At 63.4% G+C, this 14,016-nt stretch carries 14 protein-coding genes and 1 pseudogene; 5 read left to right on the top strand and 10 right to left on the bottom strand.

Annotated elements, in window-relative coordinates; genetic code table 11:
* From CIC12_RS26765 to CIC12_RS33360, 3 genes and pseudogenes are all read right to left on the bottom strand, one after another.
* A partial coding sequence (locus CIC12_RS26765) for a GAF domain-containing protein (RefSeq protein WP_168668583.1) occupies window positions 1-999 on the bottom strand: 999 nt, incomplete at its 3' end.
* An 80-nt stretch (window positions 1,000-1,079) separates the two neighbouring features.
* Window positions 1,080-1,610, bottom strand: coding sequence for a hypothetical protein (locus CIC12_RS33365; RefSeq protein ID WP_238812905.1), 531 nt, complete (start codon window positions 1,608-1,610; stop codon window positions 1,080-1,082).
* A gap of 280 nt (window positions 1,611-1,890) precedes the next feature.
* A pseudogene (locus tag CIC12_RS33360) lies at window positions 1,891-2,133 on the bottom strand (SH3 domain-containing protein); the annotation flags it as partial.
* 185 nt (window positions 2,134-2,318) lie between these two features.
* On the opposite strand from CIC12_RS33360, the gene CIC12_RS26755 reads away from it, so the two are divergent.
* Complete coding sequence (locus CIC12_RS26755; RefSeq protein ID WP_168668579.1) at window positions 2,319-2,918, top strand: lysozyme inhibitor LprI family protein; 600 nt, start codon at window positions 2,319-2,321, stop codon at window positions 2,916-2,918.
* Window positions 2,919-3,065: 147 nt separating this feature from the next.
* Here the strand turns inward: CIC12_RS26755 and CIC12_RS26750 are convergent, their stop codons facing one another.
* Window positions 3,066-3,608 carry a nucleoside deaminase gene (locus tag CIC12_RS26750; RefSeq protein ID WP_168668577.1) on the bottom strand — a complete coding sequence of 181 codons (543 nt, stop codon included), beginning with the start codon at window positions 3,606-3,608 and terminating at the stop codon, window positions 3,066-3,068.
* Window positions 3,609-3,650: 42 nt separating this feature from the next.
* Window positions 3,651-4,805, bottom strand: a complete 1,155-nt coding sequence (locus CIC12_RS26745; protein ID WP_168668575.1) for a BMP family ABC transporter substrate-binding protein — start codon at window positions 4,803-4,805, stop codon at window positions 3,651-3,653.
* A 276-nt stretch (window positions 4,806-5,081) separates the two neighbouring features.
* On the opposite strand from CIC12_RS26745, the gene CIC12_RS26740 reads away from it, so the two are divergent.
* Both CIC12_RS26740 and CIC12_RS26735 read left to right on the top strand, forming a co-directional pair.
* Entirely contained in the window at window positions 5,082-5,831 is a 750-nt protein-coding gene (locus CIC12_RS26740) for an SDR family oxidoreductase (RefSeq protein WP_168668573.1), read from the top strand.
* A gap of 187 nt (window positions 5,832-6,018) precedes the next feature.
* A complete protein-coding gene (locus tag CIC12_RS26735) occupies window positions 6,019-6,198 on the top strand; it encodes a hypothetical protein (protein WP_168668571.1) in 180 nt (59 codons plus the stop codon).
* Between the two features lie 122 nt (window positions 6,199-6,320).
* Here CIC12_RS26735 and CIC12_RS26730 read toward each other — a convergent pair whose 3' ends face one another.
* On the bottom strand, window positions 6,321-6,635 hold the full coding sequence (locus tag CIC12_RS26730; protein ID WP_168668569.1) for a helix-turn-helix domain-containing protein: 315 nt from the start codon (window positions 6,633-6,635) through the stop codon (window positions 6,321-6,323).
* A gap of 16 nt (window positions 6,636-6,651) precedes the next feature.
* Window positions 6,652-8,085, bottom strand: a complete 1,434-nt coding sequence (locus CIC12_RS26725) for an aminotransferase-like domain-containing protein (RefSeq protein WP_168668567.1) — start codon at window positions 8,083-8,085, stop codon at window positions 6,652-6,654.
* Between the two features lie 179 nt (window positions 8,086-8,264).
* Between CIC12_RS26725 and CIC12_RS26720 the strand changes: the two genes are divergently transcribed.
* Entirely contained in the window at window positions 8,265-10,595 is a 2,331-nt protein-coding gene (locus CIC12_RS26720) for an FdhF/YdeP family oxidoreductase (RefSeq protein WP_168668565.1), read from the top strand.
* 7 nt (window positions 10,596-10,602) lie between these two features.
* On the opposite strand, the gene CIC12_RS26715 is transcribed toward CIC12_RS26720, so the two are convergent.
* The 3 genes from CIC12_RS26715 to CIC12_RS26705 form a co-directional block, all read right to left on the bottom strand.
* Window positions 10,603-11,106, bottom strand: coding sequence for a M48 metallopeptidase family protein (locus tag CIC12_RS26715; RefSeq protein WP_168668587.1), 504 nt, complete (start codon window positions 11,104-11,106; stop codon window positions 10,603-10,605).
* Window positions 11,107-11,236: 130 nt separating this feature from the next.
* Window positions 11,237-12,427, bottom strand: a complete 1,191-nt coding sequence (locus CIC12_RS26710; RefSeq protein WP_168668563.1) for a phytanoyl-CoA dioxygenase family protein — start codon at window positions 12,425-12,427, stop codon at window positions 11,237-11,239.
* Window positions 12,428-12,496: 69 nt separating this feature from the next.
* The gene (locus CIC12_RS26705; RefSeq protein ID WP_168668561.1) at window positions 12,497-13,396 is read right to left on the bottom strand and encodes a class I SAM-dependent methyltransferase; all 900 of its coding nucleotides are present in this window, start codon (window positions 13,394-13,396) and stop codon (window positions 12,497-12,499) included.
* A gap of 327 nt (window positions 13,397-13,723) precedes the next feature.
* Between CIC12_RS26705 and CIC12_RS26700 the strand changes: the two genes are divergently transcribed.
* Entirely contained in the window at window positions 13,724-13,966 is a 243-nt protein-coding gene (locus tag CIC12_RS26700) for a hypothetical protein (protein WP_168668559.1), read from the top strand.
* Window positions 13,967-14,016 lie beyond the last annotated feature (50 nt).

Below are 14,016 nucleotides of genomic sequence, written 5' to 3'. Positions count from 1 at the left end.
CGCGAGGAACTTGAGCTGCTGTTGGGCTTCGCGCACGGGCCCGATGTCGGTGAACGAGATCAGCACCGAGCTGGGCTCGCTGTCGCCCGGCCGGATGATCGGCACGACGTTCTCGGTAATCCACACGACGTCGCCGCCGACGAGCTCGATGCCGATCGTGACGCCGAGGATCGGCTTGCCGGTCGCCAGCACCTGCGAGGTCGGACGGTCGGGCTCGCTGACGAGCGTGCCGTCCTCGTGATAGCTGCGCGTCATCACGCTCCGGATGCTGCGGCCGATGATCTGCGAGTTCGTCCGCAGCATGCGCTGCGCGCTCGGATTGCAGGCGAGCACGACACCCGCGCGCGATTGCACGACGATGCCTTCGCTCAGATGATCGACCACCAGCCGGTGATGCTCTTCGCTATGCGCAAGGCGCTGCGCCATCACGTCCTGATGCACCGCGAGGCCGACGCTGCTGCCGATGTCGCGCAGAATCGCCTCCTCTTCGGCGCTCGGCCGGCGCAAGACGGGGTAATACACCGCGAACGCGCCGAGCACCGTGCCGGCGTCGTTCTCGAACGGCACGGACCAGCAGGCGCGCAATCCGTGCGGCAGCGCGAGGTGCCGATAGTCCGCCCACAGCGGATCGGTTTCGATGTCTTCGGCGATGACGAGACGCCGCTCGTACATCGCGGTACCGCAGGACCCGACGCGCGGACCGATCGCGACGCCGTCGATCTTCGCGCTGAACTGCGGCGGCAACGACGGTGCGCCGCCGACTCTGGCGTGCACGCCGTCGGGGTCGAGCAAAAGGATCGAACAGGACGCACCTTCGCCAAGCAGCGCTTCCGCGCGGCGGCATACTTCATCGAGTAATTCCGGCAGCGGCGTGTTGCGGGTAATCAGCCGCAACACGCTACGCTCCGACGCCAACACCTCTTCGGCCAGATCCGGCCGGTAGTGGGTGCCCTCGGGCGCTGCTCCCATCGTGCCACCTGATGTCGCTTCGCTAGTCATTTATGCGCCCCCCAACCCAACATCGGCAATCTAGTGTACGCGGCACACCGGGGTTTACGCGAAGGCGGTGCCGAATATTCTTAATGCATGGCAGGGCGCATGGGGGATGAGTTGAAGGCGGCGACAGATAGGGACGGCGCAGAGGCACGCGGTTGCGCGACGCCAGGCTGATGAAGTGCATACGTGTATGCCGTTGACTGGTTGGCTTCAAGATCGTCGTAGCCGATGTGGACTTTGGGCCCGAGGCCGCCCAGGCCGCGCTGACGTATCGCGGCCTGGGCGGTGGGCTTCGGCGCGTCAGCTTCCTCAACCGTTCCCGCCGCCGGGCGGACGGCCTCCGCCTCCGCCTTGTGAGGGTCCGCCTTGGGGATGATTGCCGCCGCCGTGTGATTCTCCCCCGGGGGGACGACCACCTGTGCCGCCTTGCTGACCACCCGGTGGCCGACTACCTGCGTTCCCCGGTTGGTGGCCGCCCGGTGGCCGTCCGCCTGCATTTCCAGGTTGTTGACCGCCCGGGGGCCGTCCGCCTGCATTTCCAGGTTGTTGACCGCCCGGTGGCCGACCACCTGCGTTCCCCGGTTGATGGCCGCCCGATGGCCGACCGCCCGCATGCCCCGGTTGCTGACCGCCCGGCGGCCTTCCGCCCGCATTCCCCGGCGGATACCCGCCTGGACGCGCGCCCTGATGTCCCGGCGGGCGTCCCGCCCCGGGTCGCGGCGGAGGCGGCGGCGCATGATGCGCCCAGCGCGACTGCTGGTTGTACCAGGGCCGCCCGCGATAATAGTTGCCCCAGTAATCGCCGATCGAAAAACCCAGGATCGGCAGGCCGAGCACGGTGCCATAGTTCATCAGCGGCACGTTGCCACCCTGGTAGGGCGAACTGAGCAGCGACGCAAACACCCAGCCGCGCAGATTGGGCGCCGCGACATCGCACCATTGGTAATTGGCGAGACAGCCCATCACCGTCACCGGTACGCCGGGCGGCAGCTGCGCGACGATCGGGTAATCGCCAGCAGGGCCCGCGCGCACGTTGACGCCGCTCGCCGTGAAGGCTTGCGACTGCGCGTCGGCCGCGATGGGCAGCGTCAGCAGGCCCGCTGCTACATAAAGACATCGAAACAGGTGCTGTTTCATTCCCTCTCCCGTTTTAAAGGCCGCTTTTGACATGCCGGCCAACGTGTGTGCTGATGAGCTACGAAGCAAGATTTAGTAACGACCTGCCCGAAGTCATGCGTTTTTCGGGCATCTGCGTTCGGGTCGCCCGGCCGATCATCCGTTGCATGAGAAATCCACGCAACGCCAGGAACGCCAGGAACGCCATGAAAGTTTTTCGTCCGCTTCTGATCGCCGGTCTGATGCTCGTGCATCTGCCGGCCCATGCCACCAGCTTCGACTGTCACAGGGGACGCTCCCTCACCGAACGCATGATCTGCAACGATCCCGCGCTCTCGAAGCTCGACGACACGCTGGGGCAACTGTACTGGAAAGCGCGCCGGCGAGTCGTCGAGCGTCGCGCGTTTCTGGACGACAGCGACAGCAAGTGGGCATGGCGCGAAGCGAACTGCCGCGACGCGGCGTGTCTGGGGACGTGGTATGCGACGCGTATCGAGGAGTTGCAGCGGCTGATCGACAGCATGCGAAGCGGGACGCCGCTTGCGCCGTCGAGCGCGTTGGCTGTTGCACCAGAGCCGGGTGCAGCCGGTGGTCGGCGCAAACCGTCGATGACGACGGTTCAGGCCGCAGCGAGAACGCTGCTTCAATGCACGGCGGCGAACCCCGGCCCGGTGGTCAACGAACAGTGTTCGACCGTGATCAGGCAGACCGGCAATCCGTGGAAATATAACGTGCACGGCAGCGACTGGTTCTGCGGGGTCGCAATGGTGGGATCATCGCAAATGCAGGCGAGCGCCTCGCAGTAGGGCGGCGTGTTCCTGAACAGGACAAACCCGCCAGTCAACGTGCACCACGGACACGCGCATGCATGCGTATGCCCGTGGTGCTCCGTGAAGTCTTCCTCCCCGGCGCGTGCCGATAGACCCTCCGGCACCGCAAACAGCGAACCTCCGCTACCGTGCGCTCCAGAACCGCCGCTGCACCGCCATCACCTCGGCTTCTACCTCGGCGACCGGCCCGATCACCTCCACCCGCTTCTGGCAATGATCGAACACATAGCGGCAATCGACGCTCATTGTCGGGTTCTCCGCGTGATCGCCGGTGGCCTCCAGCAGACGCTTCTCGGTCATGCCGAACACGACGCGCCCGATATTGGCCCAGTACATCGTGCCGGCGCACATGCAGCAAGGCTCGACCGACGTGTACAGCGTGCAGCTCCACAGATACTCCGGCGTGAAGTTCAGCGCCGCCACGCGTGCCAGCACCGATTCGGCGTGATTTACCGTATCGACGTTGCCTTGCTCCATCAGCACGGTTTCCTGGTCCGGCCCGACCAGCACCGCGCCGAACGGATGATGGCCCAGCAGCGTCGCGCGCTCGGCGATCCGGCTCGAATGCCGCAGATGCCGCACGATCTGCTCGTGCGTCGGCGTCAATCCTTGTGGCGGCGTGTTCGCCGCTTGCGCGGCGGCTTCATTCGAAACGCTCGGACTCAACGACGCTCTCCTCGACAATAGTTAGTCACCCAAACCAATTGCTTATTTCGGCAACGTACCGTCCACGCCCTGCACGAACCAGTTCAGGCGCAGTAGTTCCGCGTCGCTCAAGGACTTGCCGGCGGCGACCTTCACCGCCCCGGACTGATCCACGATAGGCCCGGCAAACGGATTGAATTTGCCGGAGATGATGTCGTCGCGCTTCTGGCTCAGCGCCTTTTGCGCAACCGGCGACACGGCGCTGGTGTTGATGTCCGCGAGATCGATCGCGTTCTCTTTCAGCCCCCACCACACCGGCGCGTTGGTCCACGTATTCGACATCACCTGCTCGACCAGATGGGTGTAATACACGCCCCAGTTACTCACGCACGCGCCGAGTTGTGCATTCGGCCCGAACTTCTTCATGTCGGAATCCCAGCCGAACGCATGCACCTTCTTCTGCTCGGCGGTCTGCATCGTCGCGGTCGAATCGGTGTTCTGGATCAGCACGTCGGCGCCCTGGCCGATCAGCGTTTCGGCGGCCTGCTTTTCGCGGCCCGGATCGAACCAGCTATTGATCCACACCACCTTCACGCGCGCGTTCGGGTTGACCGAGCGCGCGCCCATCGTGAACGCGTTGATGTTGCGAACCACTTCCGGCACCGGCACCGAACCGACGAAGCCGAGCGTGTTCGATCTGGTCGTATAGCCCGCCACGAGCCCGGCCAGATAAGCGCTCTGGTAAGTGCGCACGTCATAGGTCGCGAAGTTGCCCGCTTTCTTGAAACCCGTCGCGTGTTCGAACACGGTGTCCGGAAAGTCCTTCGCGACTTTCAGCTCGAAATCCTGGAAGCCGAAGCTCGACCCCACCACGATCTTGTTGCCCTTGGCTGCGAGATCGCGGAACACGCGCTCAGAATCCGCCGACTCCGGCACGTTCTCGACGCGCGTCACCTTGATCTTGTCGCCGAACTTCGCCTCGACCTCTTTCACGCCCTGCTCGTGCGCATAGGTCCAGCCGGCGTCGCCCGGATTGCCGAGATAGACGAACGCGATGCCGACCGGCTGCGTGTTCGCCGCCACCGCAGGCCCGGCGCCGAACGCTAGGACCGCCGCGGCAGTGACCCCGACGCAGGCGCTGCATGCGGTGTCCAGCACCGAACGGACGACATTGATGCGCAATGAATGGGTCAGCGCTCGCGCCAGCTTTGTTTTCATGGATTCTCCGAAGATGGTTGACCGTGCCTGCGACTGAGCCCGGACTGCCCGGGCAAGCTGCAGCATACGGGGCCATATTCAAAGGCCAATTTCAGCGGAAAAATTTTTATCCGTTATCCCGCCCATAACAAAAACCGTATTGTGGGGGCCGCCGCAGGATCGGGCGGACATATTCGATATCTTCGAACGAGTGCATCACGAAAATGGCACGGCAAGCCTCCTTGTCTGGCGCAATATCCCTCTCACCAACCCGCAGCACTTTTTCGGAGAAACAAAATGACTCGCTTTCAAGGCAGATCGGTTCTGGTCACCGGCGGCAGCAGCGGCATCGGCTTCGCGGCCGCCAAGGCCTTCGCGGATGAAGGCGCGCGTGTCGTCATCACCGGACGTGACGCCGACGCCCTCGACACCGCTCGCACCCAGCTCGGGGCCAATGCGCTCGCGGTGCGCAACGACGCCGGTTCGATCGCCTCGGCCCGCGAACTCGCCGCCGCGATCGACGCCGCGGGCATCCGGCTCGACGCCGTGTTCGTGAACGCCGGCACCGCGAAGTTCGCGCCCTTCCCCGAAGTCGACGAAGCCTTCTGGGACGCCACGTTCAACACCAACGCCAAAGGCGCCTATTTCCAGATCCAGGCGTTGCTGCCGCTTTTGAACAAGGGCGCGTCGATTGTGATGAACGGCTCGATCAATGCGCATATCGGCATGCCGGCATCGTCGGTGTACGCGGCGAGCAAGGCGGCGCTGATCTCGCTCGCGAAGACGCTCTCGGCGGAATTGCTGCCGCAAGGCGTGCGCGTGAACGTCGTGAGCCCCGGCCCGGTGCAGACGCCCCTGTACGGCAAGCTCGGCCTCGACGCCGCCGCGCTCGAAGCCACCGCCGCGCAGATTCTCGCCCAGGTGCCGGTCGGCCGCTTCGGCAAGCCGGAGGAAATCGCCTCGACCGTGTTGCATCTCGCCGCGCCGGAATCGGCGTTCATCGTCGGCACGGAAATCATCGTCGATGGCGGTATGAGTCAGCTTTGAGGTCAGCGGGCAGAGCATCACGGCCGGGCTCGCGCTGTCGCGCGCCCGCGCCGTGTCAAGCAGGCGGCGCACGCCAACGCGGCGGCGCACGCCGCGATTGAGGCGGTTCGTGCGTCGGCGTGCGCTGCGCCGCGTCTGACTGCATCCCCTCTGCTGGAACCATGCGTTCGCGCAACGCAAGCCGACCATGCCGGTGCAGGGGAGCGGCGCCGCGGGCAGCCTCGAGCCGATCGTCGGCGAGGAGCTGCGCCATAGCGCGCTCGACGTGCAGGCTTTGCAGTTCGACGGCGCAGAGCATTGGGTCGCGCAAGCGCAGCCGGAGGCCGTCACCGATGCGTTGCTGCAGTTCCTGCGGCCGACGCGTTAGGCAACATCGTGCGGCGCGTGGGGCGTCGAGCACACACGCGAGCGAGGCGCCCATGCGCCGTTATCCCGGGCCCGTCTCACGTGCCTCACCTTCCTCACCTTCCTTGCGTCCCCGCACACACATCAGTGAAGTTTCGGCGGCGGCTCGGCGGCCTCTTCGACATCCGGCGCCTCGTCCTCGCCGCCGAACAATTCCGCGCACACACCCTCGCCCAGTTCGCTCAAACGCGCCGTGCCGGTGCCCTCCTCGTTGAAGGTGGTGTCCACCAGACCGCCGTCGGCGAGCGCCGTCAACTGGCGCCGCAAGGCGCTCATCGGCACGCCCGCCTGCTTCGACAGCTTCGCGAGCGACCACGCGCCGCCCGGTGTTTCCCGATGCGCGCGCCACAGTTGCGCAAGCACGGCGGCCAGCACCGGATCGATGTCATCGTCGTCCATTCGCGTCTCCTGCTTGTTACGTCATCTGTTTGACGAGTTCGCCCAGCGTCTTCAGCGCCGCTTCGGTCTGCGCCGTCCATGGATAGCTGTAGTTGAGCCGGATGAAATGGCGAAAATCGTTGCGCGTCGAAAACATCATCCCGGGTCCGACCGTGATGCTGCGCGCAAGCGCCGCCTGATAGAGCCGCATCGAATCGACACTGCCGGGCAATTCCACCCACAGCACGTAGCCGCCTTGCGGCGTCGACATGCGCGTGCCAACGGGGAAAAAGCGCTGCACCAGCGCCGTCATGATGCTCGCCTGCTGCCGGTACACCTTGCGCACGTGCCGCAGATGACGATCATAGCCGTCCTGCCGCAAGTAATCCGCGACGGCGACCTGCGGCACCGAAGGCGTGGTCAGCGTATTGAGAAACTTCAGCTTCTCGACCTGTGCGCGGTAGCGTCCCGGCAGCGCCCAGCCGATCCGGTACGACGCCGTCAGACTCTTCGAGAACGACGCGCAGTGCAGCACCAACCCCTTCGTGTCGTAGCTCTTCAGCGTCGACGGCCGCGCGTTGCCGAAATACAGTTCCTGGTAGACGTCGTTCTCGATCGCGGGAATTTCATGCGCGGCGAGCAGCTCGACCAGTTGCCGCTTGCGCGCGTCGGGCATCTGGAAACCGAGCGGATTCTGGAAGTTCGGCATCACCATGCAGGCGGCGATCTTCTGCCGCGCGATCACCTGCGCGAGCGCCTCGATGTCGATGCCGTGCTGCGGATGCGTCGCCACTTCGATCGCGCGCATGCCCAGGCGCTCGATCGCGTGCAGCATCGCGTAGTAAGTCGGCGATTCGACGGCCACCGTGTCGCCCGGCTTGGCGACCGCCTGCAGGCTCAGGTTGATCGCTTCGGTCGCGCCCAGGGTGATGACGATTTCGCCGGGATCGACCGGCATGCCGTTTGCGGCGTAGCGCCGCGCGATCTGCCGGATCAGCTCGGGGTTGCCGGGCGGCAGGTCGTCGATCAGATTCCAGCTTGCCTGACGGCGCGCGATCGCGTTTGCATACTGATTGATGCGCCGCCACGGGAACAGCGACGGATCGGGATACGGCGAGCCGAACGGCACAGCGTCGTGGGCGCGGATGCTGCGCAGCGTCGACAGGACGAGCCGGCTCACGTCCACCTCGGCGGCCACCGGCGCGGCTTGCGGCGCACGGTTGCGGCCCGGCTGCGGCGCGGCGGGCGCGAGCGCGCGAGCGGCGGCGTCACGCACGAAATAGCCGGATTGCGGCCGGCTCTCGACAACGCCCCGGCTTTCCAGCAACGCGTACGCATGCAGCACGGTCTTGATGCTCACGCGGTGCTGCTGGCTCGCCTGGCGCACCGACAAAATCCGCTCGCCCGCTGCGAACACGCCACGGCGCACGGCTTCGGTCATTTCATCGGCGAGCTTTTCGTACAGTTTCAAGGGCGTGGGTCAAACGCGAACGGGGCGGGAAGCGCCAGTCTATGACAGAATCCGGCAACTGTATCCCTCTGCTTTCCAATTTTCTGTATGCAGTGCATTTTTTGGAACACAGTAGTCTTGCAGGTATCGGCTTAAAAAGCGCCGTCCACACGCGCCAGGCCTTATCCAGCGGCAAGATCATGAAGAAATCCGAAGCTCGCAGCGAACCCCGCATCGAACCCTACACGCACCCGGCCGCCGGCTGGGGGGCGCTGAAGTACGTTGCCATCAACCTGATCAAGGAAAAGGTGACGGGCGGCAACTACCGCACGCTGCTCAAACAGAATCAGCCGGACGGCTTCGACTGCCCCGGCTGCGCGTGGCCGGATCGCGAGCACGCGTCGACCTTCGAATTCTGCGAGAACGGCGTCAAGGCGGTGGCCGCCGAGGCGACCAGCAAGCGCGTGACGCCCGCCTTCTTCGCGCAGCACACGGTCGAAGAACTGATGGCGCAGTCGGACTTCGAACTCGAACAGCACGGCCGCCTGACCGCCCCGCTCGTCTACGATGCGCTCGCCGACCGTTACGTGCCGATCGGCTGGCACGAAGCGTTCGAGCTGATCGCGCGCCACCTGAAGCAACTCGACCATCCGGACCGCGCCGCGTTCTATACGTCGGGCCGCGCGAGCAATGAGGCCGCGTTTCTGTATCAGTTGTTCGTGCGCATGTACGGCACCAACAACTTCCCCGACTGCTCGAACATGTGCCACGAAGCGACCAGCCGCGGCTTGCCGCATACGGTTGGTATCGGCAAGGGCACGGTCACGCTCGACGACTTCGAACATGCCGACACGCTGCTGATCTTCGGCCAGAATCCAGCCACCAATCATCCGCGCATGCTCGGCGAACTGCGCGAGTGCGCGAAGCGCGGCGCGACCATCGTGTCGATCAATCCGCTGAAGGAGCGCGGCCTCGAGCGCTTCGCGAGCCCGCAGCATCCGGTGGAAATGCTGACGATGGGCAGCACGAAAATCAGCTCCGTGTTCATCCGCCCGAAAGTGGGCGGTGACTTCACGCTGATCAAGGGCGTCGCCAAGCGCGTGATCGAACTCGACGACGAAGCGCTCGCCTGCGGTCTCGAACGCGTGCTGGATGTCGGCTTCATCGCCGAACACACGGTGGGCTTCGATGCATTCGCCGATGATCTACGCGCCGAGCGCTGGGACACCATCGTCGCTGAAGCGGGCGTGCCGTTCGAGGACGTGCTGAAGCTGGCCGACATCTACGTGAAGGGACGCGCGGTGATTTCGACGTGGGGCATGGGACTCACGCAGCACAAGAATTCGGTGCCGACGGTGCAACTGCTGTCGAACCTGATGATGATGCGCGGCAATATCGGCCGCCGAGGCGCGGGGCTGTGCCCGGTACGCGGTCATTCAAACGTGCAGGGCGACCGCACGGTCGGCATCGAAGAAAAGCCGACCCAGGCGTTTCTCGACCGGCTCGGCGAGGTCTACGATTTCGAGCCGCCGCGCGAGCACGGGCTCGACGTGGTCAACACGATCCAGGCCATGCTCGACGGCAAGGTGAAGGTGTTCATCGGTCTTGGCGGCAACTTCTCGATTGCGACGCCCGATACCCCGCGCACATGGGAAGCCATGCGCTCCTGCGATCTGACCGTGCACATCACGACCAAGCTGAACCGCAGCCACCTCGTGCATGGCCGCGACGCGCTGATCCTGCCGACGCTCGGGCGCACCGAGATCGATCTGCAGAACGGTGTCGCGCAGGGCGTGAGCGTCGAGGATTCGATGAGCATGGTGCACATCTCGTATGGGATGAACAAGCCGGCATCGGAGAATCTGCTGTCGGAGATCGCGATCGTCGCGCGGATGGCGCATACGACGCTCGGCAGCGGCAAGGTGGACTGGCTCGCGCAGGCGGCGGATTACGCGCTGATTCGCGACGGTATCGCGAAAGTGATCGAAGGCTTCCACGATTACAACGAGCGCCTGAAGAACCCGGGCGGTTTTCACCTGGGCGTGGCGTCGCGCGAGCGGATCTGGAAGACGCCGAGCGGCAAGGCGCAGTTCCTCGTGCATGCGATCGACGTCGCGACGCCGATTCATCAGGCGCGCAAGCAGCATGGCGAGAAGCTGATGACGCTGATGACCACGCGTTCGCACGATCAGTACAACACGACGATTTACGGTCTCGATGACCGCTATCGCGGCGTCTATGGACAACGGCGCGTGCTGTTCGCGAACAGGGACGATCTGGCGATGCTGGGTTTCGTCGCGGGACAGCGGGTGGATATCACGAGCGTGTGGGCCGATGGCATCGAGCGGCATGCGGACGGTTTTCTGCTCGTGGAGTACGACATTCCGCGCGGATGCCTCGGCGCTTATTACCCGGAGACGAATCCGCTCGTGCCGCTGTCGTCGGTGGCCGATGGCGCGGGCACGCCAACTTCGAAGTCGATTCCCGTGTTGCTGACGGCGTCGGCGGCGCTCGAGGCAGTGGCGGCCTGACGGGCCGTCAGCCCTGCTTTTTAGCCAGATCGCGATGCGTCAGATAAAGACGCAAATCGAATTCGATCTGATGGTAGCCAGGTTGCATGAACTCGCAGAGCCGATAGAACGCCTTGTTGTGATCGCTCTCCTTCAGATGAGCGAGTTCGTGCACCACGATCATCTTCAGAAACTCCGGCGCCGCGCCTTTGAATAGCGACGCAATGCGGATTTCCTTCTTCGCCTTCAGCTTGCCGCCCTGCACGCGCGAAATGCTCGTATGCAGGCCCAACGCGTGGCGGAGCACGTCGAGTTTGCTGTCGTAGGCGACCTTGTCGATCTGCTCGGCACTGCGCAGGTGTTCGCGTTTCAGGTCCGCGCAGTAGGCATACAGCGCGCGGTCGGTTTGCACGTCGTGCGTGTTCGGGTAACGCGTGCTGAGGTAGGCGCCCAGTCGCTCGTCGGCGATAAGCTTTCTCGCCTTCTCTTGCAAAGGCGCCGGGTAGCCGCTCAGGTATTTCAGGTGGGACAGGGTCGTGTGCATGTGTTCGCGCGTCGGTTCATCGGCGGCCCGAGGGAGCGTGACACGACTGGCTGCGCCAGCGCCGCGCATCCGGACATCGCGGGACCACGCAGGCTGGCGGGAAAACCGATCGAAGTGTTTAAGGCCGGATACGCCGGTTCTCGGCTTTGCCGAATTCGAGGTAGTGAGCAATCGGATCGACGCCGGCCGCCGCGACGTCGGGATTAGCCGCGAGATACTCCGTGATATCGAAACCGAGCGCAACGAGTTCCGCAGGCACCACGATCTCGGGGGGCCGCGTCGGACGCCCTTCAAAGCGGCCGTAGTACACGTAGTGTTGCAGCGCATTCCCGCCCGACGCTTTCACGTCCGGATTTGCGTCCAGATAGGCGCGCGCGTCGAACGCGAGCGGCGTCAGCGTCGACGGCATGCCGGTCAGATCGTGATAGCACAGGCATCCCTGCGAGAAGTAATGACAGACGAGCGCTTTGCGGCTCGCATGCGCGGACTCTTTCATCTTGCTGCCGCCGTGCAGAAGGTTCGCATGCCAGAGCAGCACGTCGCCTTTCTTCGGCAGGAAATAATGCGCTTCCAGCGCGTTATCGGCGATGATCTTCTGGATCGCCGGTTCGTAAACGTCGTGATACGCCGAATAGCCACAGCCGAACGGCATCCCCAGCGCAGCGGACATCACGTAGGGCAATTTGTGGCTGCCCGGATGAAAGACCAACGGTCCGGAGTCCGGATGAATATCTTCGAACGCAATCCAGTTGGCGACCAGATATCCGTTGGGGTACGTGGACATGTGGATCGAGTCTGAATGTTGCAGCTGCTCGCTGCTCTTGTGACCGGCGATGGTCTGGAACGGTGCGGCCTTCGCACCCAGCAGCAGGCTGACCAGCTCGCTCATTTTTTCGTCGAACAGCATGGCCCGGATTGCTTCGACCGAAAAGTGCGGGTTAAGCGTACGGCCAGGCAGCGTATCGCCATCGAACAGCGGTTCGACCGGCGGCTTCACTGCGCCCGTCTCGATCGCCTTCTCGTAGGCGTTCCAGGTTTCATCGAGCTGTGTCTCATCGAAGAAGCCTTCGATGATCAGATAGCCATCGTCAACCCACTTTCGACACCATTCGGCCTGCTGCGCGGTGATCTCGCCATCGCGCAAACGCGATTCGATCGTCTGTCGCGCGTCCGGACGATCGAGCCAGGGAACCGGGCCGCTCGCCGGAAAGGCTTCGTACTTGAAGACTTGCGCCTGAGGGTCGATCGGTGTGTCGGCGACTACGGGATGATCGAAAAACCGCTTCTCGCCTTGGAATCGATTATTCATTTCAGTCACTCTGGGAATCGGGGCTATCAGGCAAAACGGCGCGGGCCCAAACCGGCCGCCCGCGCCGGTTTATTCGGACACGCGCCCTTCTGCGCGCCCGAAACGAATGTAGTGCTCCGCGCCCGACGCGAAATGCCCGGTGGCAACGGCTTGCGCAACGTCGGGATGTTGTTTCAGATAAACGGCTTCGTTGAAGTTGGGAATACGCGTCGCATAGAGCAGGATCGACGGTCCTGCCGGGTGATTCTGATCGTCCAGGCCGACGAGCACCGTCATGCCGAGCGCGTCGAGCACGGTCATCAGGCTCTCTTTGGTGATCCAGTAACTATGCGGCGCAGTGCCGCCGATAAACTTCCTGTTCTCGATGGCGCCGAGATAATTCATCCGATGCGTCGTGACCGGACGGCCGCGGAACTCGGAAATCGTCGGTTCGGCTTCGCCATGCCGTTGCATGTTGACGTTGGTGCGGGCGACGTCGGCGTCGTAGTAGTGAGTCCAGATGCAGACCGAGTCGGACGCGTGGGCCATGTCCTCGAGCAACGACACCGGGTCGGTCATGTGATAGAGCACGCCGCTCGCAAGAATCAGATCGAAGCGTTGATCGCGCTTATGGAGGAGTTGGCGGAAGTCGCCATACATGAACTCGGCGTTGAACTTCAACGCATTCTGAACAAGCAGACATTTCAGGAAAGCCTTTGAGTTCGCCTCGACCGCCAGAACATGGGACGCGCCGCCTTGCGACAGCATGTAGGTGTGACCGCCTTCCATGGGACCGAGTTCGAGCACGCTCTTGCCGGCGAACCCACCGCACGTCCGTTCGAGCCACTGGATGCGGCCGTCTTCGAAGTGGGGCGCCGTGCCGAGGCCGTAATTGGGTACGTTTGAAAACCAGGTATCACTGAAGAGATCGAACGCAAGGGAATGGCTGGGCTCCTGCGTCGTGTACAAATCGAGTTCGGTTCCTTTCAATTGGCTACCCTCCCGAGCGTGAGTGCTTTGATTATGGCATGCGAAACAGGGTTTCAAGGTTTAAGCAAATCAACGCACGCAGGCATTCTGACACTCTATATGAAAGCGGAACACGGCTATACGCCGGCATGGCATCACGCAATGCCGTATGCATGACCTTCGCGTGGGCGACGCCAGATGAACGCCACCCACGACCTTTTTTGACAATGCCACTTCGCGTTCCGGGATACTTTTCGGCGCCTGCTTGACTTGTCGATACCGGAACAATATGAACGGAACGCAAGACGGATGCTTCGCAGCGCCGGGCGATGTCCAGCAGGCATGCGTATGGAACTCGCCCGCGCCGCGAGTGGAATGATACGCAAAGGGTATCGATGTCTGAGTATTTTTTTGCTCTACCTCGACACTGAAACCAGAACCTTCAAGACCGGATTCGTCGAGGCCGACATTTTCGAAAGGGGCGAGAAGGTGCTGGAGAACGATACGATCCGATCGTTGAGTAAATCGGTGGCCGCCAGCGACGCCTCACGATCACAGAAGCTGCGGATCCACGCGGTTCTTCGGTCGTGAACGGCAAGCACGGGATTTCCTCAGAAAATCCAAAATCCCACCCATATCAC

It is taken from the genome of Paraburkholderia sp. SG-MS1, from assembly GCF_012275575.1.
Classification (GTDB): domain Bacteria; phylum Pseudomonadota; class Gammaproteobacteria; order Burkholderiales; family Burkholderiaceae; genus Paraburkholderia.
The sequence above is the reverse complement of the archived record's forward strand: the minus strand, read 5'-3'. Positions and strand labels throughout refer to the sequence as shown.

Coding starts and splice junctions, on each gene's coding strand:
- CIC12_RS33365 (WP_238812905.1), bottom strand. CDS start 1,610: ATGCGGGCGGTCGGCCATCGGGCGGCCATCAACCGGGGAACGCAGGTG.
- CIC12_RS26755 (WP_168668579.1), top strand. CDS start 2,319: ATGAAAGTTTTTCGTCCGCTTCTGATCGCCGGTCTGATGCTCGTGCAT.
- CIC12_RS26745 (WP_168668575.1), bottom strand. CDS start 4,805: ATGAAAACAAAGCTGGCGCGAGCGCTGACCCATTCATTGCGCATCAAT.
- CIC12_RS26740 (WP_168668573.1), top strand. CDS start 5,082: ATGACTCGCTTTCAAGGCAGATCGGTTCTGGTCACCGGCGGCAGCAGC.
- CIC12_RS26735 (WP_168668571.1), top strand. CDS start 6,019: ATGCCGGTGCAGGGGAGCGGCGCCGCGGGCAGCCTCGAGCCGATCGTC.
- CIC12_RS26730 (WP_168668569.1), bottom strand. CDS start 6,635: ATGGACGACGATGACATCGATCCGGTGCTGGCCGCCGTGCTTGCGCAA.
- CIC12_RS26720 (WP_168668565.1), top strand. CDS start 8,265: ATGAAGAAATCCGAAGCTCGCAGCGAACCCCGCATCGAACCCTACACG.
- CIC12_RS26710 (WP_168668563.1), bottom strand. CDS start 12,427: ATGAATAATCGATTCCAAGGCGAGAAGCGGTTTTTCGATCATCCCGTA.
- CIC12_RS26700 (WP_168668559.1), top strand. CDS start 13,724: ATGGAACTCGCCCGCGCCGCGAGTGGAATGATACGCAAAGGGTATCGA.